We start from the raw sequence: 23,906 nt of genomic DNA on the forward strand, positions 1-23,906 counted from the left end.
GGGTGCAGGCCGGTGCTTTATCGCCACAATTGGTGTTTAGCTGCTTGCTGATCAGAAAACGGCGACTAGCCTTGGCGATCGACAGAATCACCCGGGCGCGAACCACCGGTATCCTTGCATGAGCTTTTTCAACCTGACATCGATGGGCGGTCTGACGCTAGCCGCCGGTCTTGCCGTCAGCACCGCGGCGTTTGCCGCTTCGCCGACCCCCGCCGCCCCCGCGCCGGCGCCAGCCCCGGGATCGGACCGGGTTACCAACGCCGTTGCCGAGTTTGCCGGTATCGACAAGATCACCGGCCGCATCATCACCTTCGATGTCTATATCGACGAGACGGTGCAGTTCGGTGCTTTGCAGGTGACGCCGCGCGTCTGCTATTCGCGGCCACAGACCGAAGAACCGAAGACAGATTCCTTCGTCGAGGTCGACGAGATCACGCTGGACCGCAAGATCCGCCGCATCTTCACCGGCTGGATGTTTGCCGAAAGCCCCGGCCTCAATGCCGTCGAGCATGCCGTCTATGACGTCTGGCTGAAGGCTTGCAAGCAGAAGTCGGATGTGCCGGCGCCCGATGGCGCCAAGGCAGACTCGACCAAAGCCGAGGCGCCCAAGCCCGCCGCGGCCAAACCGAAAGCCGCGACCGCTCCGGACGTGACAGAGCCTGGCGTGACGGAGCCGGACGCTTCGGACCCCGATACGACCGACACCAACTGATCCTCCGGAACCGTCCTTGCCACCATACGTTGGGGCACGGATGAGCGCGCATTTATGCGCAGGGAGGATCTTCCGATGTCAGACAGCAAGCGGATCACGGCCGGCAAGACAGAGTTGCTGGAACTCGAAAAGGGATTCTGGACGGGCGACGCGGCCTACTATGCGGCCAATGCCGACACCGAATGCTTGGTGGCGTTTCCGCAGATGGCACAGGCGATGGACAATGCGGATCTCGCCAAGACCGCAACCAAGCCCAACCGCTGGCGCGACCTGAAAATCGACCTCAAGGGTATTATCGAGCCGGGCAGCGACATCATCATGCTGACCTACGAGGCACATGCGACACGCGAGAACGGCGAACCTTACGCCGCGCTGGTCAGCACCGGCTATGTCCATCGCGTCAACGGCTGGAAGATGATGTTCCATTCGCAGACGCCATTGGAAGCCGCCACTGGGAAGTAGGCTCAATCTTCAGGGATAGAATTGGGCGTCAGGGATAGAATACGGCCTCGCCCTTCAGCGCGTCGGCCAGCATCTTTTCATATTTGCCGCGCGGCACGTCGACGGCGCCGAAGCGCTTGAGGTGCTCGGTGGTGAACTGCGTATCGAGCAGCGCGAATCCGCGTGCCTTCAAGCGCTCCACGAGATAGAAAAGGCAGGTCTTGGAAGCGTCCGTCTCCCTGGCGAACATGCTCTCGCCAAAAAACACCCGGCCGAGCGACACGCCATAGAGGCCACCGACCAGCCGGTCCTCGCGCCACGCCTCGACCGAATGACAATGGCCTATCCGATGCAACTCGACATAGGCTTCGCGGATCGGCGCATTGATCCAGGTCGAGCGCCGTTCCACCCGCTTCTCGGCGCAACCGTCGATCGTGGCTTCGAAATCGAAATCGAAACGGATGTCGAAGGGGTTCTTCTTGATCGTTTTCCTCAGGCTCTTCGGTGCGTGAAAACCATCGAGCGGGATGATGCCGCGAGTCTCCGGCCGCACCCAGAACACCTCCGGGTCGCCGGCACTTTCTGCCATTGGGAAGACGCCCGAGGCGTAGGCCTTGAGCAGCAGGTCGGTGGGGATGCGATAGCCGGGCGCGTAGGGGCGGGTCATCGCGTCTCCGCGCTACTCTTCCTTGGCCAGATATTTTTCCAGCCAGTGGATGTCATAATCGCCATTGGCGATGTCGGCATTGCCGACGAGATCGCGAAACAGCGGCAGCGTCGTCTTGATACCGTCGACGACGAACTCGTCCAGGGCGCGGCGCAGGCGCATCATGCACTCGACGCGATTACGCCCATGCACGATCAGCTTGCCGATCAGGCTGTCGTAATAGGGCGGGATCTTGTAGCCGGAATAGACGCCGGAATCGACGCGGATGCCCAGGCCGCCCGGTGTGTGGAAATGGGTGATCGTGCCGGGCGAGGGGGTGAAGGTGCGCGGGTCCTCGGCGTTGATGCGGCATTCGATGGCGTGGCCGTTGAACTTTATGTCCTCCTGCTTCACCGAGAGGCCGCCGCCGGAGGCGACGCGGATCTGCTCGTGCACGAGATCGATGCCGGTGATCGCTTCGGTCACCGGATGCTCGACCTGCAGGCGCGTGTTCATCTCGATGAAGTAGAACTCGCCATTCTCGTAGAGGAACTCGATCGTGCCGGCGCCGGAATAGCCGAGGTCGGCGATCGCCTTGGCGCAGATGCCGCCGATGCGGGCGCGCTCTTCGGCATTGAGGGCGGGAGAGGGCGCCTCTTCCCAGACCTTCTGGTGGCGGCGCTGCAAGGAACAGTCGCGCTCGCCGAAATGCACGCCGCGGCCAAAGCCGTCACCAAACACCTGGACTTCGATATGGCGCGGCTTTTCCAGATATTTTTCAATATAAACGGCATCGTCGCCGAAGGCGGCACCGGCTTCGGTGCTCGCCGTCTGCAGGGCGATCTCCAGGTCAGCCTCGGTGAGGGCGACCTTCATACCGCGCCCGCCACCGCCGGCCGATGCCTTGATGATCACGGGATAGCCGATCTCGGCGGCAATGCGCCTGGCTTCCTTCTGGTCGGTGACGGCGCCGTCCGAACCGGGCACAACCGGAATGCCGAGGCGCTTGGCGGTTCGCTTGGCCTCGATCTTGTCGCCCATGATGCGGATATGGTCGCCGGACGGACCGATGAAGGTGATGTTGTGCGCGGCCAGTATGTCGGCGAACTTGGCGTTCTCCGACAGGAAGCCGTAGCCCGGATGCACGGCGTCGGCGCCGGTGATTTCGCAGGCCGCAACGATCTGATGGATGTTGAGATAGCTGTCGCGCGATGGCGGCGGACCGATGCAGACGCTCTCGTCCGCGAGCCGCACATGCATGGCGTCGGCATCGGCGGTCGAATGCACCACCACCGTCTGGATGCCGAGTTCCTTGCAGGCGCGCAGCACCCGGAGGGCGATTTCGCCGCGATTGGCGATGAGGATCTTCTGAAACATCAGGCCCGCTCTACTCGATCACGACGAGCGGCATGCCATATTCGACCGGCTGCGAATCCTCGAAAAGGATCGCGGTCACCGTGCCGGCGCGTGGCGAGGGGATCTGGTTCATCGTCTTCATTGCTTCGATGATCAGCAGCGTCTGGCCTTCCTTGACCTTCTGGCCGACTTCGATGAATGCCTTGGCGTCCGGCGACGGCGCCAGGTAGGCCGTGCCGACCATCGGCGAGGTGACTGCGTTCTTGGAAATATCTGCCACAACGGGCAGAGCTACGGAGGCAGCTTGCGCTGCTGCCGGCGCATAGGCCTGCTGCGGCGCTGCGATTGCATGAACAGCCGGCGCCTGCCGCGAGACGCGCACCTTCAGGTCGCCCAGTTCAACCTCGATCTCGGTGAGGTTGGTGTCGTTCAGTATGCCCGCCAGATCGCGAATCAGTTGCTGGTCAACACCGGTCTTCTTTATCGACATTTTCGAGCCTTCTGTTTGTTGGCCGGTCATAGGCGTGCGGCCAGCGCCTGTAGCGCCAGCGTATAGCCGAGCGGCCCAAAGCCACAGATCATGCCGACGGCGACCGGCGCGACCATGGAGACGTGGCGGAATGGTTCCCGCGCATGGATGTTGGAAAGATGAACTTCGGCCACCGGCAACGGTGCGACGGCGCGGATGGCGTCGTGGATGGCAATCGAGGTGTGGCTGTAGGCGCCCGGATTGATGACGATGCCGACAGCCTTGTCGCCGGCTTCCTGAATCCAGTCGACAAGGTCGCCCTCATGGTTCGACTGGCGGAAATCGATCTCGAACCCCAGCGCCGTGCCTGCCTGCTTGCAGTCGTCGGCGATCGCGGCAAGCGTCTTGCCGCCATAGATGCCCGGCTCGCGCTTGCCGAGCGCGTTGAGATTGGGACCGTTCAGGACGAAAACCGTTTTCAAAAAGCCGACCTTTCCCGGCGCCGTCATCAAGCCGGCGCGCTGGGCCCTCTATAATGGGCATAACCGCCCGCGGAAAGAGCGCAAGTGCGTTCTTTCACTGTCCACAACAGGCGGAAATGTGCCCGTGAGAAATAGCTGGCGAGCAAGATCAGAGCGCGGCTTTCGCCGCCTCGATCTTTTCAGCCAGCACTTCCTGCCCGAGCGCCCCGAACACCACCTCGTTGCCGACGACATAGGACGGCGTTCCGGTGATCGCCAGCTTGTTGGCAAGATCGTAGGTCTTGGCGAGGGCCTCGTTGATTGTCGGGTCCTTCATCTTCTCGCGCAGCGCCGCTTCGTCGGCACCGAGCGATAGCGCGACCTTCATGGCCGCCGCCTCGGTGGCGCGCCCCTGGCCACCGAGCAACGCATTGTGGAACTCGCCGTACTTTTCCGGGTGCATCAGGTGGAAGGCCATCGAGACCACGCTCGCCTTCTGCGAATCCGGTCCGAGGATGGGGAATTCCTTGAGCACGAAACGCAGGTCCGGATCGGTCTTGGTCAGCGCCTGCATGTCGTCGATGGCGCGTTTGCAGAAGCCGCAATTGTAGTCGTAGAACTCGACGATGGTGACCTTGCCGTTGGGATTGCCGACGACGCCGTCGAAGGCGGAGTTGAAGATCTGGTCCTTGGCATCCTTGATCACGCCGAGATGAGCGATGCGCTGCTCTTCCTTCTGCTTGGCCTCAAGCGCATCCTGGACCTCCAGGAGGACTTCCGGGTTTTTCAACAAATAGTCGCGGATGATGCCTTCGACCTCGGTGCGGTCGATCTTGGTATTGGCCGCCGCCGTCTCGACCGGCTGCCCGGTACCGGCCTTGGCGATCTGCGGGTTTCCGGCAACGAATCCGAAAGCCAGCATGGCCAGGGCGACCGCAACCCCCGTGGTGCCCAGCAGCAGTGCCTTTTTCATCGTTCCTGTTCCTTCTACCTGTTTTCCGGTCTGGCTATGTCGTGGCGCGCGACCGGAAGGTTCACTTGATCTTGGTTGACGGCCTGTAGTTTATGATATCCTGGGCGCGAAGCCAGCGCGGCTCGCCGCGTTTCATCTGCTGTTGCGCCCGCATGGCGAAAATCTTCGCATCCTTGTAGCTGCCGGAATAAAAATGGCTTTCGGCGGTGGCAAGTTCAGCGCCGGATATGTCGCCCAACTCGCCATAGGCCTGTGCCAGATAGCGATATCCGGCTGAATTTTCCTTGTCGCGACCGAGGCCATTGTTGATCTGCACGACGGCTTTTTTGAGGGAGTCGGGCGTGCCGACGGCCATCAGCGCCTGACCCACGGACACCGGCAGCAGACCGGACCGAGCCGAATCGAGGCTGACCGCCTTGGCGTAAGCGTCCGCAGCTTCCTTGGGTTTGTTTGCTTTCATCAGGATGTCGCCGCGCAGTTCCTGGAAGTAGGCATTTTTCGGCTGCGCTTTGATCAGTGCATTGGTCTTGGCGAGAGCGGCGGCGATGTTGCCGAACAGGTAGGTCGACTGGGCGTCGCCGTACTGCGCGGCGAGGGTTCCTTGCATCTTTCGCATCAGCCGGGACGCGGCCGCCTGGCCTTCCATGTAGACGGCGATCTTCACCCGCATCATGTCATGGCGCTGCTGCAGCGCGGGCGGGTCCGGCCTGTCGACATTGGGGTCCTGTTTCACCAGCACTTCGAGATTGGCGATGCGGTCCTGCGGCATCGGATGGCTGATCCGATACGGATCGACCTGGGCGCCCGAAAGCGACAGTGCGGTCTGGAAGCGGCGGAATGTCTTCAGCATGCCCATGCCGGACTGGCCGGTGGCATTGAGATAGGTGATCGCCGAGCGGTCGGCCGTCATCTCCTCGGTGCGCTGGTAGGCGAGGATGCTGCGCTGTGCCATCTCGCCGCCGCCAGCGGCCACGCCCATGCCAGCGCCGGCGAGACCGCGGCTGCTGGTTGTGGCACCGGCGACAATGGCGCCGGCGCCAAGCAATGTCGCGATGACGGCCATCGTCTTGGCTCGTTCGAGTTGGTCGCGCAGCTTCTGCTGGTGGCCGCCGGCGATATGGCCGGCTTCGTGCGCGATGACGCCGATGATCTCGTTGGGCGTTTCAGCCGTCATCAGCGCGCCGGTGTTGATGAACAGCCGGCGCCCGGTGACGAAGGCGTTGAAACTCTGGTCGTTGACCAGAACGATGTCGATGCCGTCATTCGCCAGGCCGGCCGCCCTGAAGATCGGCCGCGCGTAATCGCGCACCAGCGCCTCGATCTCGGCGTCGCGCACCACCGGCACGTTCTGGGCGAAGGCACTGACCGAGCTCGCCATTGCAACGGCAACGCCAAGCGAAAGCGTCGCGAAGACGCGCGCTGCCTGGGCAATCGTCGATCTGGGTCGGCTCAACATGATGGCTCCACTGGTAGACGAGCGGGCGAAAGATGAAAAGTCGGCGCCGGAAACTTCCTCAACTTGTGATCCTCACATCAATCGGGCATTTGTGCGGCACATGCGCCAGTGCGTGGCGCCGTCAGTCATCGGGAATACTGGTTAAATGGTCGTTTCGCTCTCACGCCGTGGCAATGTCGAGCCCTTCCATGCGATGGACATTCTGGCAGAGGCAAACCGGCTGAAGTCCCAGGGCGTGCCGGTTGTTTCGATGGCCGTCGGCCAGCCCTCCGATCCCGCACCGGTTCTGGTTCGCGCCGCAGCCGCCAAGGCGCTGCAGGATGGACGCATCGGCTACACCGATGCGCTGGGACTGGCAGGTTTGCGCAAGGCGATCGCCGGACACTATGCCGATCACTACGGGCTTGATATCGAGCCCGGCCGGATCGCGGTGACCACTGGATCGTCGGCCGCCTTCAACCTCGCCTTCCTGGCGATGTTCGATGGGGGTGACCGGGTCGCCATCGCGGCACCCGGCTATCCCGCCTATCGCAACATCATGGCCGCACTCGGCATCGAGGTGGTCGAGATCGAGCTCGGCGACGCCGCCTATCTGCATGCCGGCCATCTCGAGACCGCGCATCGTGAAAAGCCGCTGAAAGGCGTTCTCTTCGCCAGCCCCGCCAATCCAACCGGCGCGGTCATACCGGCCGATGAACTGGCGGTTCTGGTGAGGACGGCACAAGAGCTCGGCATCGCCGTCATCTCCGACGAAATCTATCACCGGCTGGCCTATGCCGCCCCCGACACCACGGCGCTGGCCTATGGCGGCGACGTGACGGTGATCAACTCCTTCTCCAAATATTACTGCATGACGGGCTGGCGCATCGGCTGGATGGTGCTGCCGCAAGAGCTGGTGCGGCCGGTCGAGCGCGTCGCCCAGAGCCTCTACATCTCGCCGCCGGAACTGTCGCAGATCGCCGCGATCGAAGCGTTCAGGGCGACCGAGGAGCTGGAGGCGGTAAAAGGCCGCTACGCCTGGAATCGCGAGCTTTTGATGAAACGCCTGCCGGAACTCGGCTTTCCGCTGGCAGCGCCCATGGACGGCGCCTTCTATGCCTTCTGTGACGTCACCAGGCATACCAATGACAGCATGGCCTTCGCACGCAAGATGCTGGCTGAGGCGCATGTGGCGGCAACGCCCGGCCGCGACTTCGACACTCAGGCTGGGCACCGGACGATGCGGTTTTCCTATGCCGGCAGCCACGACGACATGGTCGAGGCAATGGCGCGCATCGAACGCTGGTTGAGGTAGCACCATGCCGGAACTCGAACAGCCCCTCAGACTTGATCAGGCCTCCAAACTTGATCAGGCCCCCAAACTTGATCAGGCATTGGCCGAAGTCGCCGCCGAAATGGCCGATCGCATCGATCGCGGTGATGTCGCTTCCTACATTCCGCAGTTGGGCAAGGTCGATCCGAAGAAATTCGGCATCGCAGCGGTCACCAATGACGGCCGCGTGCTGACGGCAGGGGACGCCGACCAGGCCTTTTCCATCCAGAGCATCTCGAAAGTGTTCACCCTGACACTGGCGCTCGGCAATGTCGGCGACGCGCTGTGGCAGCGGGTCGGCCGCGAACCGTCAGGCAATCCGTTCAACTCGATCGTGCAGCTCGAGCATGAGAACGGCATTCCGCGCAATCCGTTCATCAATGCCGGCGCCATCGTCATTTCCGACATCCTGCTTGCCGGCCACCAGCCGCGCGAGGCGATCGGCGAGATCCTGCGCTTCATCCAGTTCCTGGCCGACGACGAGACTGTTATCATCGACCGCGAGGTCGCGGCGTCCGAACGGGCCACCGGCTATCGCAACTTCGCGCTTGCCAACTACATGAAATCCTTCGGCAATCTCCACCACGCGCCGGAGCTGGCGCTGGGCGTCTACTTCCACCACTGCGCCATCGCCATGAGCTGCCGGCAATTGGCGCTCGCCGGCCGTTTTCTCGCCAATGGCGGCAAGAACCCGGCGACCGGGCATTCCGTGGTGTCGGCCGAACGGGCGCGCCGCATCGGCGCGATGATGCTGACCTGCGGTCACTATGACGGTTCCGGCGATTTCGCCTTCCGCGTCGGCATTCCCGGCAAGAGCGGCGTCGGCGGCGGCATATTGGGCATCGTGCCGGGCGTGGCGTCGCTTGCCGTCTGGTCGCCGGGCCTCAATGCCAACGGCAACTCCAAGCTGGGGTCGATCGCGCTGGAAAAGCTGGCCAGGATGATGAACTGGTCGATCTTCGCGCCGTGATGCATGTCGCCCAAAAGTGCGCAGCGGTTTTGGGACAACGACATGCTTGGAATCAAAGAAGCGTTTTAGCCTTTCGCGATCCAGCATAACGCCAGATAAGAAAATCCCGCACCGTCTTCGAGACGGCGCGGGATTTTTTTGTCAAAGAACTAGCTCATGCGATTGAAAGGCTTAGAAAAAGCCCTTCCGCTGCCACCATCCGCCGCGTTTCGGCTTGTCCTCGGTCTTGTCCTCAGCCTTGGCCGCGGGTTCTTCCGCTACGGTCGAAGACACCACGGGCTCGACCGGCGCATTCACCGCCGCCGGCTTGCGCCGCGACGGGCGGGCCTTCGGTGCCTTCTCCACAGCCGCTGCTTCGTCGGACGCCGTGGCCGGCGTCTCGACCGGTGCTTCCGCCTCGGCAGCCGGCTCTTCGGCGACGATTTCGGCCGCGGCCTTCTTCGGCTTGGCGGCACGACGTGGCTTCTTCGGCTTCTCCGTGCTCGGCGCGTCGTCATTGGCCGGAGCAAGCGCCACCGGCTCTTCGGCTGGTGCAGCAACGACCGGCTCGCTGGCGATCACCTCGGTTGCCGAGACTTCGCCTTTGGACGCGTCGGCTGCTTCGCCAGCACTTGCCTCGGCCTCGCCTTCACCGTCTTCGCGGCGGTTGCGCTTGCCGCCGCGCTTGCCGCGCCGGCGCTTTTTGCCTTGGCCTTCGTCCGAAGCCTCAACTGTCTCGGACGTTTCGGCAACACCAACAGGGGCGTTGTCGTCCGTTTCCGTGTCGCCGTCGCTGGCGGCCGAGTCTGGGTCCGAAAACTCGCCGGCCGGAGCCGAGACGGAAGCACCGTCCGCCGGGGCGCCATGTTCGCGATCGCGATCCTTGCCGCCGCGCCGACGCCGGCGCTTGCGGCGCTTGCGGTCGCGGCCTTCGCCTTCCTCGCCACCGGCGGCAGCAGGTCGGGGTTGTTGCTGCGGCTGCTGGCGTGGCTGTTCGGCCTGGACCGGCGCCTCGTCATCCTCCTCCTCGGCGACGACAATCTCGTCCTCGGGCTCTTCCGGCTCGACATAGGCCGGGAAGCTGCGCGCCTCGACAAAGCCTTCCGGCTTTTCAGCCAGCGCGCCGCGGAAGATCGCATAGTGCTGCGAACCGACCGAATCGTCGGCCTCGACGGTGATCGTCAGCCCGAAGCGGCTTTCGAGTTCGACCAGCGTGCCGCGCTTATGGTTGAGCACGTAGAGTGCGGTCGCCGCCGGCGTCCGTACCGTGATGTGGCTGCGCGAATCCTTGAGCAGGAATTCCTCGATCGCCCGCACCACCATCAGCGCGACCGACGAATCGGAGCGCACATGGCCGGTGCCGCCGCAATGCGGGCAAGGCTTCATGGTCGATTCCAGCACGCTGGCGCGGATGCGCTGGCGGGACATCTCCATCAGGCCGAAATGCGAGATGCGGCCGACCTGGATGCGCGCACGATCGTTCTTGAGGTGATCCTTCAACCGCTTCTCGACGGAGCGGTTGTTGCGGTTCTCCTCCATGTCGATGAAGTCGATGACGATTAGGCCGGCGAGATCGCGCAGCCTGAGTTGACGCGCGACTTCCTCGGCCGCTTCCAGATTGGTGTGGAGCGCGGTGTCCTCGATCGAGTGCTCCTTGGTGGAGCGGCCCGAATTGACATCGATGGCAACCAGCGCCTCGGTCTGGTTGATGATGATGTAGCCGCCGCTCTTCAGCGTCACCTGCGGCTGCAGCATGCGGTCTAGCTGTGCCTCGATGCCGTTGCGCACAAAGATCGGCGTCGTGTCGCGGAACGGCTGAACCACCTTGGCGTGGCTCGGCATCAGCATGCGCATGAAGTCCTTGGCCTCGCGGTAGCCTTCCTCGCCGGAGACAAGAATCTCGTCGATATCCTTGTTGTAGAGGTCGCGCACCGAGCGCTTGATCAGGCTGCCTTCCTCGTAGACCAGGGCAGGGGCCGTGGACTGCAAGGTGAGATTGCGGACATTTTCCCAAAGCCGCATCAGATATTCGTAATCGCGCTTGATCTCGGCCTTGGTGCGGCTCTCGCCGGCGGTGCGCAGGATCACGCCCATGCCCTGCGGCACTTCGAGATCGGCAACGACCTCCTTCAGGCGCTTGCGGTCGACCGCGCTGGTGATCTTGCGCGAAATGCCGCCGCCACGCGCCGTGTTCGGCATCAGCACCGAATAGCGGCCGGCAAGCGACAGGTAGGTGGTCAGTGCCGCACCCTTGTTGCCGCGCTCTTCCTTGACGACCTGCACCAAGAGGATCTGCCGGCGCTTGATCACTTCCTGGATCTTGTACTGGCGGCGCACCGGCTTGCGGCGGTTGCGCACTTCCTCCAGCGCGTCCTCGGCGCCGACCGATTCGACCTCGTGATCGTCCGGATGCGAGGACTGCACTTCTTCCAGCATGCCGCGATCATTGTCGCCGGAGGTCGCTTCGCTGCCTTGTTCGGCCTGCGGAACGGCTTCGGAAACCACATCGGCCTCGACCGAGGCGGCGATCGACGTCGGGCCGCCTTCGCGGGTTTCGCCTTCGTCCTGCTCGGCGGAATCCTCGCCATGTTCGGACGCATCGGCATGTTCGGACGTATCGGCCGCATGTTCGATGATCTCGGACGTGTGCGAGATCTCTTCGAAACCAGCGTCGGCCCCTTCTTCTGCCTCGTCGGCAGCGTCGTTTGCCTCGCCGGAATCGGCTGCATCGCGCTTGTGCTCACCCCGGTCACGGGGCTTTCCGCCGCGCCGGCGGCCGCGCCGTCCGCGATCGCGGCTCTGACGGTCATCGCCGTCGCCGTCCTCGTTCTCCTCGTCCTCGGCCTCCTGCGCTTCCGCGCGTAGCAGTGCCTGACGATCGGCGACCGGAATCTGGTAGTAATCGGGGTGAATTTCACTGAAGGCGAGAAAACCGTGGCGGTTGCCGCCATATTCGACAAAGGCTGCCTGAAGGGAGGGCTCTACGCGCGTTACGCGGGCTAGGTATATGTTTCCTTTGAGCTGCTTCTTGTCCTGGGATTCAAAGTCGAATTCTTCAATACGGTTACCGCGTACGACGACAACGCGTGTTTCCTCCGGGTGGGAGGCGTCTATCAGCATTTTGTTGGGCATTATTTCGTTTCCCCCCGGCAGCCGTCAGCCGCAGCTTGCGAGGCAAAGCCTGCTGCTGCGTGTCTGGAATGTGGGTGCCGGATATTTGAACGTCCGCCGGCCGCCGCTTGAGCGCCATGGCGGTGCCGCCCGCAGCCATAATGGCGCGGTTTGATGCGGACCTTTCCATGATTGCGCTTGAAGCCATCGTCACCAACAGAACCTTTTGAACCAAAGCCCGGATGAACCGGACCAGCTTGTTTGCTCATACAGAGCCGGCGCGGGAACAAACCCGGCCGTTTTCCTCACGCAGGCGATTCCCCCGCCACGGGAGCACGCCTGCGAAATTCGTCGCGATCACCTGAACCCTTTTCGCCTGAAGCGAAAGGAGCCGCCTTTACATCTGACCCTGTAGCAAGAAGCTGCGGAGGAGGGCGGTTCCAGGATTGCAGTGATCCACTATCGCTTTTATGATTTGGCGGGATGGAAGGCAACCCCGATTTCCGATGCCGGCAAAAAGCCGTTCCGTAGCGTAAGCCAGGCTTGCGGCCTTGCATGAAAAGGCTTGGTTAACCTTCTCTGGATACCAATCGTTAATCGAGTTCGCGGCCTAACCGGCATATGGACGAAATGACCGGGCGCCGGGCGCCAAACCGGGAGCGACTGGAAGAGAGATGGGATTGGCGGACTTCACAGACAAGGGATGTCGTGTCGGCGGCCGGATCCTGGCCGCTTTCTGCCTCTTGCTGCTGCTGGCGGTCTCATCTGCCCTGTCCTCAAATGCCAATGCCGCCGACGCTCCGCTCGTGGCAAAAGGTTACAAGATGGCCGGCGATGCCACCAAGATGCGCATCGTCATGGACTTCGATCGCGAACCCGGTATCAAATGGTTCCTGCTGCGCGGTCCCAACCGTCTTGTCATCGATCTCGCGAATACGAGATTCGCCGTTGATGCCAAGGATTTGAAGGCGCGGGGCCTGGTCAAGAGCGTGCGCCTGGGCGCCCTCGGCGAGGGCGTTTCGCGGCTGGTCCTCACCGGCAAGGGTCCCTTTGCGGTCGACAAGCTCGATGTGCTCAAGAACGAGGACGGTACCGGCTACCGCATTGCCATCGACATGTCGGCGGCATCCGAGCGCGAGTTCGATGTGGCGCTGGCCAATCAGGCGCTGACCACCGGATCGACCGTTTCGACCGACAAGGGAGGGCGGGTCGGCACCGGGCCGGTCTCCAATCCAGGCCATCGGTTCACCGTCGTCATCGATCCCGGCCATGGTGGCATCGACGGCGGTGCCGAGGGCCTGAACGGCACCATCGAGAAGAATGTCACGCTGGCCTTCGCCACGGAGCTGCGGGACAAACTCGCAGCCATCGGCAATTATGATGTGTTCATGACGCGCGACACAGACGAATTCCTGCGTCTGGACGATCGCGTGCGCATTGCCCGTCAGCATGAGGCCGACCTGCTTATTTCGATCCATGCCGACACGATCAGCGTCAAAGGCATTCGCGGCGCCACCGTCTACACCGTCTCCGACAAGGCTTCGGATCCCGAGGCGCAGGCGCTTGCCGACCGAGAAAACCTCTCCGACCAGTTCGCCGGCATGGAAATCAAGAACGACAACAAGGAAGTCACCGACATCCTGATCGACCTGATCCGCCGCGAAACGCACAATTTCTCGATGAGTTTCGCCCACACGCTGGTCGGCCAGTTGTCGACCAGCGTCGGCCTGATCAACAATCCCCAGCGTTCGGCGGGCTTCAAGGTGCTCAAGGCACCCGACGTGCCGTCAGTGCTGGTCGAACTCGGTTATCTCTCGAACGCCAAGGACGAGGCGCAGTTGCTCAACGCCGACTGGCGCGGCAAGGCGGCCCAGAGCATAACCAACGCCGTCGCGCTGTTCGCGTCGGCCAAGGCCGGACCGGGAACCGGAGGTTGACATGACCGGCGGCGCCTGCAACCAGAGGCGGCGTTGCGCGACGACAACACCCAATGCTTTTATTTCCGGCTCGCGACCGCGAAATCAGGCATTGCCGTATTTTGTCCACATGGCGGCGACAAGGGTTTTCGATTACGGATTGGGACCGGCTCGAAAGCTTGCGCGAAAGGCGGCTTCGTTTAGGAAATTCCCGAACCAAGGACTGGAGCGGGTATGATTCGTCTCATTGGCTATTTTTTCGGCATCGGCACGACGCTGGCCCTTCTGGTCGCGGCGGGCGTTGCCATCTATATCGGCCATTTGTCGAAGGATCTGCCCGACTACGAGGTGCTGGCCAAATACGAGCCGCCGGTGACCACCCGCATCCACGCGTCTGACGGCGCGCTGATGGCCGAATACGCGCGCGAACGGCGCCTGTATTTGCCGATCCAGGCCATACCGGACCGCGTCAAGGCGGCCTTCCTGTCGGCCGAAGACAAGAATTTCTACAACCACCCGGGCATCGATGTGACCGGCCTCGGCCGCGCCATCATCGTCAACCTGCAGAATCTCGGCTCGGGCCGGCGTCAGGTCGGTGCCTCGACGATCACCCAGCAGGTGGCGAAGAACTTCCTGTTGTCCTCGGACCAGACCTACGAGCGCAAGATCAAGGAGATGATCCTCGCCTTCCGCATCGAGCAGGCCTATCCCAAGGATCGCATCCTCGAGCTCTACCTCAACGAAATCTTCTTCGGCTTCGGAGCCTATGGCGTCGCCGGTGCGGCGCTGACCTATTTCGACAAGTCGGTCAACGAACTGTCCGTGGCCGAGGCCGCCTACCTGGCCTCGCTGCCCAAGGGGCCGAACAACTACCACCCTTTCAAGCATGCCGATCGCGCGATCGAGCGCCGCAACTGGGTCATCGACCAGATGGTCGAGAACGGCTACGTCACGCGTGAGGAGGGCAACAAGGCCAAGGCCGAGCCGCTGGGCGTGACGCCGCGGCGCAGCGGCACCTATCTGTTCGCCGGCGAGTACTTCACCGAAGAGGTGCGCCGCCAGATCATCGCCCGCTACGGCGAGAACGCGCTCTACGAAGGCGGTCTCTCCGTCCGCACCACGCTCGATCCGAAGATCCAGCTCATTGCCCGCAAATCGATGCAGAACGGGTTGATGAAATACGACACGCTGCGCGGCTATCGCGGGCCGGTGACATCGATCGACGTGTCTGGCGACTGGGGCGTGCCGCTTGGCGCCGTCAAGGGGCTGGAGGATGTCCCCGAATGGTCGCTCGCCGTCGTGCTCGACAGTTCTGCGACCGGGCTGTCGATCGGCCTGCAGCCGGCACGGCAGGCGTCGGGCGAGATCGTCAAGGAGCGCGTCGAAGGCACCATCAGCAAGGAGGACATGGGTTTCGCCATGCGCCATGTGGTTGCCGGCAAGACCGTCAAGGCCAAGTCGCCGGCGGAGGTGCTGAAGCCGGGCGACGTCATCTTCGTGCAGAAAAACGATGGTGCCGATGGCGCCTACAGCCTGCGCCAGGTGCCCGAAGTGGAAGGCGGCCTCATCGCCATGGACCCGCACACCGGCCGCGTGCTGGCCATGGTCGGCGGCTTCTCCTACGCGCAGTCCGAATTCAACCGCGCCACGCAAGCCATGCGCCAGCCGGGCTCCTCGTTCAAGCCGATCGTCTATTCGGCCGCACTCGACAATGGCTATACGCCGGCGTCGGTGATCATGGACGGGCCGATCACGATCCAGAGCGGTAACACGAGCTGGACGCCGAAGAATTACGATGGCACCGTCGCCGGTCCGGCGACCCTGCGCTCCGGCATCGAGAAGTCGCGCAACCTGATGACGGTGCGGCTTGCCAATGACATGGGCATGAAGCTGGTCGTCGAATATGCCGAGCGCTTCGGTGTCTACGACCATCTGGCACCCTATCTGCCGATGGCGCTGGGTTCCGGCGAAACCACCGTGATGCGCATGGTGTCGGCCTATTCGATCATGGCCAATGGCGGCAAGTCGATCAAACCATCGCTCATCGACCGCATCCAGGACCGCTACGGCAAGACGGTGTTCAAGCAGGACGAGCGTGGCTGCCAAGGCTGCAATGCGCCCGAATGGCAGAACCAGCCGGAGCCGGAACTCGTCGACAATTCCGAGCAGGTGCTCGATCCGATGACCGCCTACCAGATCACCTCGATGATGGAAGGCGTCGTGCAGCGCGGCACCGGCGCCACCATCAATGAACTCGGCCGCCACATCGCCGGCAAAACCGGAACGACCAACGACGAAAAGGACGCCTGGTTCATCGGCTACACGCCCAACCTCGTCGTCGGCCTCTACATGGGCTACGACACGCCGCGCGGCCTCGGCCATGGCGCCACCGGCGGTGGTCTCGCAGCACCAATCTTCAAGGACTTCATGCGGGTGGCGCTGGATGGCACGCCCAATGTCGACTTCAAGGTGCCCGAAGGCATGAACCTGGTTGCCATCAACCGCAAGACCGGCATGCGTGCCGCATCGGGCGATCCCGGAACCATCATCGAAGCCTTCAAGCCGGGCACCGGTCCCGCCGACAGCTATTGGGTGATCGGCATGGGCGCCGACGGCTCCAATGCCACCGGTGGCGCGCTGTCGCCGCAGGCCAATCAAGCCATCCAGTCCGGCGGCGGCGGCCTCTACTGATGATTTTCAGGAGCGGATGGGCTGGCCTTGGCGCCAGCCCATTTTGCTTTACAGCCGGCGGCGGCCTGCCTATGTATCGCGCCAACCGACTTCAGCAAACAGGACAGAACAGCCAGCCATGCGCGCGGAAACGCAGAATATTGTCGACGAGATCAGGCAGGCGATAACCCTGCTGAGGAGGCATCTTTGACTGGGATCAGGCCATAAAGCGGCTTGAATACCTCAATGTGCGCGCCGAGGACGCCAGCCTCTGGAACGAGCCGCTGGAAGCGCAGAAGCTGATGCGCGAGCGCCAGGGCCTCGAAGAGGGCATCGCCTCAGTGAAAGGTCTGACGCAGGCGCTGGAAGACAATATCGGCCTGATCGAGCTCGGCGAGGAAGAGGGCGACGAGGGCGTGATCGCCGAGGCGGAAGCCGCGATCCGCTCGATGCAAGGCGAAGCGAAGGCCCGCCAGGTCGAGACGTTGCTGTCGGGTGAAGCAGACTCCAACGACACCTATCTCGAAATCCATGCCGGCGCCGGCGGTACCGAAAGCCAGGACTGGGCCTCGATGCTGCTGCGCATGTACACGCGCTGGGCCGAGCGCCGTCGCTTCAAGGTCGAAGTGCTGGAAATGCATGACGGCGAAGAGGCCGGCATCAAGTCCGCAACGTTGATGATCAAAGGCCACAATGCCTATGGCTGGATGAAGACGGAATCGGGCGTTCATCGCCTGGTGCGTATCTCGCCCTATGACAGCAATGCGCGCCGGCATACGTCCTTCGCCAGCGTCTGGGTCTATCCGGTCATCGACGACACGATCGAGATCGACGTCTCCGAATCCGATGTCCGCATCGACACTTATCGCTCGTCAGGCTCGGGCGGCCAGCACGTCAACACCACCGATTCGGCGGTGCGCATCACGCATCTGGCCACCGGCATCGCGGTCGCATGCCAGGCTGAACGTTCGCAGCACAAGAACAAGGCCAAGGCCTGGGAGATGCTGCGCTCGCGCCTTTACGAAGAAGAGCTGAAAAAGCGCGAGGCGGTTGCAAACGCCACCGAAGCGTCGAAAAGCGATATAGGCTGGGGTCACCAGATCCGCTCCTATGTGCTGCAGCCCTACCAGTTGGTGAAGGATCTCCGCACCGGCGTCGAGAGCACCAGCCCGTCGAGCGTGCTCGATGGCGACCTCGACGATTTCATGGAAGCCTCGTTGTCGCAGCGCATCGAGGGCGGCGCGGGCGAAGCCGTAGCAGACCTGGATTAGGATATGTTCAGGTGAGGTTAGCTGACCTCAATCTGACATACCCCTGCGCACCACAGCGACGGAGGAGAGGGTGCCGAGCAAGCTCACCGGAAAGTGCTTCTGCGGTGCGGTTCACTACGAGGTCACTGACGAATTCATCTATGCCGCGAATTGTCATTGTTCGGACTGCCGGCGCACCACCGGTTCGGCCTTCAAGCCTTTCGCCGGTATCGAGCGTGAAAAGCTTGTCCTCACCGAAGGCGAGGACAAGCTCCTGATCTTCGGCGACGAAAGCGGCCATAACGCGCATTGTGGCCGGTGCGGCTCCTTGCTTTATTCGCTCGTGCGCGAGGGGGCCTATGTCCATGTCGCCATGGGAACCCTCGTCGACGACCCATCCATCCGCCCGACCGCGCACATCTTCGTCGGTTCGAAGGCGGGCTGGTTCACCATCACCGATGACCTGCCGCAGTATCAAGAGCACGTGATTGCCGGCTCTGACCAGCAGTAGGCTGGAACCACAGCGGGCCTATTCCGTTTATCCGACGCCCGTTTGCCGGGAATTGACCTTGGCCTCATCTCGTCGGCGGTAGCGGATACCTGACGTCTATAGAACGATGTCGGGAATGCATCGTCTTGCGCCGACCAAGGAATCAGCCCAGCATCCAAGGGCTGGGAGTGCAAAAGCATTTATGGCCGGACGCGGCATATCTGCGACCCGACGATCCGGCCACTGGGAAGATACGTTCCGGGAACGGGCAAGCGAAACGCTTGAGCTCGTTTGAAAGGAACGCGTCATGTCTGCTGCCACACTCAGATCGGCCAATGCCGTTCAACCGGCTGGCCGACTTTTGTTTTCCCTGTTCGCGATCGGCGCGATGGCAATGCTGACGGCACCTGCCTTCGCGCATGACGCCACCCCCACGGCGGCAAAGCCACAGGGCTGGAGTTATCCGTTCGCATGCTGCGCCAACTATGATTGTCGCACGACCCATACAGGCGAAGTGCTGGAGAAACCCGAGGGCTATGTCATCGCCGGAACGGGTGAGATCGTTCCAATGACCGACAAGCGTGTCAAGGACAGCCCGGACGGCGAGTTCCATTGGTGCGCGCACCAAGCGGGCCTCGACGCCGGCAAGACAATCTGCCTGTTCGTGCCGCCGCGCTCCTATTGACGACAGGACGGCGGTCGGACGTCCGCGGTCGCGTGTGACCGGGGCCGCAGGCCGGGTTTGCGCGGTTCGGGTGATGCCTGCTGACAGACAGTTGTCAGGAGCACCTCTTTATGGTGCCTTTGCCGCACAGGGTGGCGGGCGACAGGAGGAGTTCGTTGATGACCATCAAGGCAAGCTGTCATTGCAAGGCGACGACATTCGAGGTTTCGCAGGCACCGCAGACGGTGACGCAATGCACTTGTTCTTTCTGCTCGAAGCGCGGCTCGCTCTGGGCCTACTACGTGCCTTCGCAATTCAAGCTCACCAGCCCGATGGAGAACGTCTCTTTCTACCGCTGGGGATCGAAAACCGTAAAGCACGGTTTTTGCGCCACCTGCGGCTGCGGCACCTTTACCGAAACGCCGGACTGGTCGACCGGCGAGCCGGATTTCGACAATCCCAAGATCAGCGTCAACGCGCGGCTGTTCGACGATTTCGATCTCGACAAGGTCGAAGTGGTTGTCATAGACGGCAAGAACCTCTGGTAGCCTGATCCAGACCATTCCGGCACGGCGATGCGGCGCCACCGCCGGGTATTATCTCTCGGGAAAAGCCGTGAGCGGCGCTTTCGCCATTCCGCTTTTCGCCGCAATTCGTGGTACAAGTCGCGGGAAGGGCTGATTTGGCGCCACCGCAAGGCGTGACTTGGAGAGGGACCATCCTATGAAAAAGACTGTGCTCGTCGTCGTGGCGACGGCTGTGCTCGTGAGCGCCTGCACCACCACCGATCCGTATACGGGCGACCAGAAGATTTCCAACACGGCGGCCGGCGCCGGCCTTGGCGCCCTAGCGGGCGCCAGCCTTGGCCTGCTTGCCGGCGGCAATGACCGCCGCAACGCACTGATCGGCGCCGGCATCGGCGCGCTGGCTGGCGGCGCCATCGGCGCCACCATGGACCAGAACGAGGCCGAACTGCGCCGGCAGCTCGAGGGCACCGGTGTCAGCGTCACCCGCAGCGGCGACCAGATCATTCTCAACATGCCGTCCGACATCACCTTCAACTCGGATCAGGATGCGGTGAAGCCCGGCTTCTACCAGGTCCTGAACTCTGTCGCGCTGGTGCTGAAGAAGTTCAAGCAGACCACGGTCGACGTGTTCGGCCACACCGATTCGACCGGTGGCGACCAGCACAATTTCGATCTGTCGCAGCGTCGTGCTCTGGCGGTCGCGAACTATCTGTCCGGTCAGGGCGTGGATCAGCGCCGCTTCGCAGTCACCGGCTTCGGCAAGACGCGCCCGGTCGCATCCAATGCCACGTCCGAAGGCCGCGCCCAGAACCGCCGCGTCGAGATCCAGCTGTCGCCGCTCACCTGATTTGCACGGCAAACCAATGCGAAACGGCTCCCATGGGGGCCGTTTTTGTTTGCGCGGATATTGGCGTTGTTGAATTAGCTATTGCTAAAATATAGCTTTCCCGGAGCTATGGAAAGGAATAGCATCATCGCTGTTCCTGAGGGGATGAGGCGGTGTCACTGGCCGCGCAATCAGCATTTTTCCGCCTCGGTCTTGCACGGCCAGATCAGAAATCTGGGAGGAATGCATGACAAGAACAGCCAGCCTTGGGCGCTGCGGCGTCCTCGTTTTGACAGGTTTGGTGGGCGCGTGGCTGAACGTTGCTTCGGCTCGGGCCGAGGACGCCAACAAGGCCGACATCGAAGCCTTGAAAAAGTCGCTCGCCAAATATGACGATTACACCGTCGCCGTCCGCGACCTCTATCTGTCGACGGTCGGCTGCGTCTACTACAGCGGAGAAAAGATAGCGGGTGCGATGGACTACCCGAAGGGCGCCATGGGTATCCACTTCGTCAATGTCCCGAGTGTCGGCCAGAAGCTCGATCCGATGAGGCCAAACGTGCTGATCTACGAGCCGACCAAGAAAGGCCTGAAGTTGGTCGGCGTGGAATGGCTGGTGCCTCTGACGCCGGACATCAAGGAACCCCCGAAGCTGTTTGGCCAGACCTTCATGGGGCCTATGGAGGGGCACTACCCTCTCATCCCGAAGGAGTTCGTCCACTACGACCTGCATGCCTGGCTCGGGGACAATCCGAACGGCATGTTCAGTCCGACGAATCCGAACGTGAAATGCAACAAGGCCGAGTTTCCGATGCTGGAAAAACCGACCAAGATGATGCCTGGGCCGATGTAACGGGCGAGTCAGGCAGGAACCTTTGCCGAGAAGACAAGCCGGATGGCTGGCTTGCCTTTGAAGCGGTCGGGAATCAGACCTTGGCGACGATCCGCATGAAGGCCGGCATGTCATCGCCGAAGCCGACGGTGGAATCGTTGTCTTCCTGGTGTCGTTGGCGGGCAGGGCGGCTGTTGTCGCGCTGCGGCCTCGTGTCGCCGCGTTCCGGTGCGCGCTGTTCATTGCGATCGGATGATTTGCGCTCGGTGTTTTCCGAACGGATCGCTTCCTTGCGCGAGCGCCGTTCGCCGACGTCGGCGGCTGCGGCCTCGGCCACCGGCTGATCCTCGCGGACTGTTTCCGGTGCCGTGTCTTCGCTGCGCTTGGCGTGGCGTTCGCGCGGTTTGCGCTCGCCGCCCTTTTCCCTGCCGCGATCGTCGTCCTTGCGGCCGGCGCGGCGCGGTGCGCCCTTGCCACGGCGCGGAGCATCATCCTCGCCGCCTTCGCTGGCAACAACCGTCGACAAGTCGCCGTCATGCCACTCGATCTTGTTGCCGATCAGACGTTCGATGGCATCGATGTATTTGGTGTCCGATTTGGCCGCGATGGTGAAGGATTTTCCGGAGCGTCCGGCGCGGCCGGTACGGCCGATACGGTGGACATAGTCCTCGGCGTGGATCGGCACGTCATAGTTGAAGACGTGGCTGACATCGGGGATGTCCAAGCCGCGCGCGGCGACGTCGGAAGCGACGAGGTAGCGCAGCTTGCCGTCGCGGAAATTGGCCAGCATCTGCATGCGCGCGCGCTGGTCCATGTCACCATGCAGCGCACCGGCGTCGAAATCATATTTCAGCAGCGAGCGGAACAGCTCCGCCACTTCAACCTTGCGGTTGCAGAAGATGATGGCGTTCTTCAGCTCCGCGTCTTCGGCCTTGATCAGATTGCGCAGCGTCTCGCGCTTGTCCCATGGCTTGGAGCCTGATTTGACCAGCCGCTGGATAATGTTGGTCGCCGCGGATGCTGCCTTCGAGACCTCGACGCGCACCGGCGCGTGCAGGAATTTCTCGGTCAGCTTGGTGATTTCCGGCGGCATCGTCGCCGAGAAGAACAGCGTCTGCCTGGTGAACGGGATCATCTCGCAGATGCGCTCGATATCGGGGATGAAGCCCATGTCGAGCATGCGGTCTGCTTCGTCGATGACGAGGATCTCGACACCGTTGAGCAACAGCTTGCCGCGCTCGCGGTGGTCGAGCAGGCGGCCGGGCGTCGCGATCAGCACGTCGACGCCGCGCTCCAGCTTCTTGTTCTGTTCGTCGAATGAGACACCGCCGATCAAGAGCGCGATGTTGAGCTTGTGGTTCTTGCCGTATCGGATGAAATTCTCTTCGACCTGCGCGGCGAGTTCGCGCGTCGGCTCCAGGATCAGCGTGCGCGGCATACGGGCGCGGGCTCGGCCGTTTTCGAGGCGGGTCAGCATCGGCAGCACGAAGGAAGCCGTCTTGCCAGTGCCGGTCTGGGCGATGCCCAGAATATCCTTGCCGAGCAAGGCGTGTGGGATCGCACCAGCCTGGATCGGCGTCGGCTGGGTATAGCCGGCGTCGGTGACTGCGGAAAGGACCTTCGGCGACAGGCCGAGGTCTGCGAAGGTCAACGCTTCTTGAGCGGTCGTGGTGTCTGAGGACAAGTGTTGTTGTCTTTGGCTGGTTCGGGGAAGCGCAACGGCGTCTAATGGCGTCTGTCGCGGCAAGCGCCACGCGCCTGCAAGATTGGTATTGCAATTAGGAGCAAGCCCTCGATTTGTCAACAGAAACGGGCAGCAATGGCACGATTGTGAAGTTGTAACCTTAATCGGGATGCTTAATCGACCTGTCGGCCGCAGCGCCGGCTCAATAGCGGAACTGTTCGGCGAGAATACGCTCGTTCCAGGAATGATTGGGATCGAACAACAACGTTGCTGTCGCCGTGGGTGATTCTCGCACCGTTACCGAGGTCACCGCCTTGACCTCGGTATGGTCGGCGGCGGCGTTCACCGGCCGCTTTTCCGGCTCGCGGATGTCGAAGCGTACGGTCGCCTTGTTGGAGAGCAGCGCGCCGCGCCAGCGGCGCGGGCGAAACGGGCTGACCGGGGTCAGCGCCAGCAGCGGCGCATCGAGCGGCAGGATCGGTCCGTGCGCCGAAAGATTGTAGGCGGTGGACCCGGCCGGGGTTGCGATCATGACGCCGTCGCAGTTCAGTTCCTCAAGCCGTACCTGTTCGTCGACGGTGATGCGGATCTTGGCCGTCTGGTACGATTGACGCCACAGCGCCACCTCGTTGATCGCCAGTGCCGAAATCGTTTCGCCTTCCGAGGTCACGGCCAGCATCTCCAGCGGGCGGATCGTCTCGGCGACGGCGGCTTCGAGACGCTCCGTCAGGCCACCGGAACGATACTCGTTCATCAGGAAGCCGATGGTGCCGCGGTTCATGCCGTAGACCTTCTTGCCGGTCCCCATCGTGTCGCGCAGGGTCTGCAGCAGGAAGCCGTCACCCCCAAGGGCAACGACGATCCCGGCCTCCTCGACGGAAGACTGGCCATAGCGCGCCGACAGGCTTTCCAGCGCCGTCTTGGCGTCAGCGGTGTCGGACGAGACGAAGGCGATGCGGCTGGCGGCTTTGCTCATGGCTCCCCGATGACGACCGATTGGCAGCGGCAGGGCCGCGCCAGCGCCGGGGTAGCATGGGCGGGGTACGTCTGCAAAGGGAGCTGTCATCCCGATGCGACCCATGCCGGATGGCAAGGCGGCCGCAGGACGGCGGATGCGGGCTTGCCGTTCGCGTATCATGTCAAAGGCTACGCGAATGTGAT

At 62.6% G+C, this 23,906-nt stretch carries 21 protein-coding genes; 12 read left to right on the plus strand and 9 right to left on the minus strand.

Annotated elements, in window-relative coordinates:
- Positions 1 to 118 precede the first annotated feature (118 nt).
- Positions 119 to 712 (plus strand): DUF2155 domain-containing protein, encoded by a 594-nt coding sequence (locus NKI66_RS08255; protein ID WP_023812136.1) that lies wholly within the window; start codon positions 119 to 121, stop codon positions 710 to 712.
- 75 nt (positions 713 to 787) lie between these two features.
- Positions 788 to 1,174 carry a hypothetical protein gene (locus tag NKI66_RS08260; protein ID WP_023812135.1) on the plus strand — a complete coding sequence of 129 codons (387 nt, stop codon included), beginning with the start codon at positions 788 to 790 and terminating at the stop codon, positions 1,172 to 1,174.
- Between the two features lie 28 nt (positions 1,175 to 1,202).
- On the opposite strand, the gene aat is transcribed toward NKI66_RS08260, so the two are convergent.
- From aat to NKI66_RS08290, 6 genes are all read right to left on the minus strand, one after another.
- Entirely contained in the window at positions 1,203 to 1,820 is a 618-nt protein-coding gene (gene aat / locus NKI66_RS08265; RefSeq protein WP_023812134.1) for a leucyl/phenylalanyl-tRNA--protein transferase, read from the minus strand.
- Positions 1,821 to 1,832: 12 nt separating this feature from the next.
- Positions 1,833 to 3,176 (minus strand): acetyl-CoA carboxylase biotin carboxylase subunit, encoded by a 1,344-nt coding sequence (gene accC / locus NKI66_RS08270; protein ID WP_023812133.1) that lies wholly within the window; start codon positions 3,174 to 3,176, stop codon positions 1,833 to 1,835.
- Between the two features lie 10 nt (positions 3,177 to 3,186).
- Positions 3,187 to 3,645 (minus strand): acetyl-CoA carboxylase biotin carboxyl carrier protein, encoded by a 459-nt coding sequence (gene accB / locus NKI66_RS08275; RefSeq protein WP_023812132.1) that lies wholly within the window; start codon positions 3,643 to 3,645, stop codon positions 3,187 to 3,189.
- Between the two features lie 26 nt (positions 3,646 to 3,671).
- Positions 3,672 to 4,106: a type II 3-dehydroquinate dehydratase gene (aroQ, locus tag NKI66_RS08280; protein ID WP_013531359.1), complete on the minus strand. Its 435-nt coding sequence runs from the start codon at positions 4,104 to 4,106 to the stop codon at positions 3,672 to 3,674.
- A gap of 148 nt (positions 4,107 to 4,254) precedes the next feature.
- Positions 4,255 to 5,058: a DsbA family protein gene (locus tag NKI66_RS08285; RefSeq protein ID WP_023812131.1), complete on the minus strand. Its 804-nt coding sequence runs from the start codon at positions 5,056 to 5,058 to the stop codon at positions 4,255 to 4,257.
- 61 nt (positions 5,059 to 5,119) lie between these two features.
- Positions 5,120 to 6,514, minus strand: a complete 1,395-nt coding sequence (locus tag NKI66_RS08290) for a M48 family metalloprotease (RefSeq protein WP_023812130.1) — start codon at positions 6,512 to 6,514, stop codon at positions 5,120 to 5,122.
- 145 nt (positions 6,515 to 6,659) lie between these two features.
- Between NKI66_RS08290 and NKI66_RS08295 the strand changes: the two genes are divergently transcribed.
- Together NKI66_RS08295 and NKI66_RS08300 are read left to right on the plus strand one after the other, a co-directional pair.
- Complete coding sequence (locus tag NKI66_RS08295; RefSeq protein ID WP_023812129.1) at positions 6,660 to 7,808, plus strand: pyridoxal phosphate-dependent aminotransferase; 1,149 nt, start codon at positions 6,660 to 6,662, stop codon at positions 7,806 to 7,808.
- A 4-nt stretch (positions 7,809 to 7,812) separates the two neighbouring features.
- Positions 7,813 to 8,796 (plus strand): glutaminase, encoded by a 984-nt coding sequence (locus tag NKI66_RS08300; protein ID WP_050592706.1) that lies wholly within the window; start codon positions 7,813 to 7,815, stop codon positions 8,794 to 8,796.
- 171 nt (positions 8,797 to 8,967) lie between these two features.
- Here the strand turns inward: NKI66_RS08300 and NKI66_RS08305 are convergent, their stop codons facing one another.
- A complete protein-coding gene (locus NKI66_RS08305; RefSeq protein ID WP_352751390.1) occupies positions 8,968 to 11,907 on the minus strand; it encodes an Rne/Rng family ribonuclease in 2,940 nt (979 codons plus the stop codon).
- Positions 11,908 to 12,560: 653 nt separating this feature from the next.
- Here NKI66_RS08305 and NKI66_RS08310 point away from each other — a divergent pair.
- The 8 genes from NKI66_RS08310 (at position 12,561) to NKI66_RS08345 (ending at position 21,082) form a co-directional block, all read left to right on the plus strand.
- On the plus strand, positions 12,561 to 13,823 hold the full coding sequence (locus tag NKI66_RS08310; protein ID WP_023812126.1) for an N-acetylmuramoyl-L-alanine amidase: 1,263 nt from the start codon (positions 12,561 to 12,563) through the stop codon (positions 13,821 to 13,823).
- A 213-nt stretch (positions 13,824 to 14,036) separates the two neighbouring features.
- Positions 14,037 to 16,493, plus strand: a complete 2,457-nt coding sequence (locus tag NKI66_RS08315; RefSeq protein ID WP_352679400.1) for a penicillin-binding protein 1A — start codon at positions 14,037 to 14,039, stop codon at positions 16,491 to 16,493.
- A gap of 118 nt (positions 16,494 to 16,611) precedes the next feature.
- Positions 16,612 to 17,743, plus strand: a protein-coding gene (prfB, locus tag NKI66_RS08320; RefSeq protein WP_127291384.1) for a peptide chain release factor 2 whose coding sequence is annotated in 2 segments (ribosomal slippage) — positions 16,612 to 16,677 and positions 16,679 to 17,743 — 1,131 coding nt in all. Because the reading frame shifts where the segments join, the coding sequence is not laid out codon by codon here.
- A gap of 70 nt (positions 17,744 to 17,813) precedes the next feature.
- Entirely contained in the window at positions 17,814 to 18,233 is a 420-nt protein-coding gene (locus tag NKI66_RS08325) for a GFA family protein (RefSeq protein ID WP_023812123.1), read from the plus strand.
- Positions 18,234 to 18,519: 286 nt separating this feature from the next.
- The gene (locus NKI66_RS08330; protein ID WP_023812122.1) at positions 18,520 to 18,897 is read left to right on the plus strand and encodes a hypothetical protein; all 378 of its coding nucleotides are present in this window, start codon (positions 18,520 to 18,522) and stop codon (positions 18,895 to 18,897) included.
- Positions 18,898 to 19,055: 158 nt separating this feature from the next.
- Positions 19,056 to 19,424: a GFA family protein gene (locus tag NKI66_RS08335; RefSeq protein WP_023812121.1), complete on the plus strand. Its 369-nt coding sequence runs from the start codon at positions 19,056 to 19,058 to the stop codon at positions 19,422 to 19,424.
- 175 nt (positions 19,425 to 19,599) lie between these two features.
- Complete coding sequence (locus NKI66_RS08340; RefSeq protein WP_023812120.1) at positions 19,600 to 20,250, plus strand: YiaD family glycine zipper/OmpA-like lipoprotein; 651 nt, start codon at positions 19,600 to 19,602, stop codon at positions 20,248 to 20,250.
- 226 nt (positions 20,251 to 20,476) lie between these two features.
- Positions 20,477 to 21,082 carry a hypothetical protein gene (locus NKI66_RS08345; RefSeq protein WP_023812119.1) on the plus strand — a complete coding sequence of 202 codons (606 nt, stop codon included), beginning with the start codon at positions 20,477 to 20,479 and terminating at the stop codon, positions 21,080 to 21,082.
- A 73-nt stretch (positions 21,083 to 21,155) separates the two neighbouring features.
- Here NKI66_RS08345 and NKI66_RS08350 read toward each other — a convergent pair whose 3' ends face one another.
- Both NKI66_RS08350 and NKI66_RS08355 read right to left on the minus strand, forming a co-directional pair.
- A complete protein-coding gene (locus tag NKI66_RS08350; RefSeq protein ID WP_031213506.1) occupies positions 21,156 to 22,745 on the minus strand; it encodes a DEAD/DEAH box helicase in 1,590 nt (529 codons plus the stop codon).
- Positions 22,746 to 22,947: 202 nt separating this feature from the next.
- The gene (locus tag NKI66_RS08355) at positions 22,948 to 23,721 is read right to left on the minus strand and encodes an NAD kinase (RefSeq protein WP_023812117.1); all 774 of its coding nucleotides are present in this window, start codon (positions 23,719 to 23,721) and stop codon (positions 22,948 to 22,950) included.
- Positions 23,722 to 23,906 lie beyond the last annotated feature (185 nt).

This window comes from Mesorhizobium sp. M0518, assembly GCF_040321125.1.
GTDB lineage: Bacteria > Pseudomonadota > Alphaproteobacteria > Rhizobiales > Rhizobiaceae > Mesorhizobium.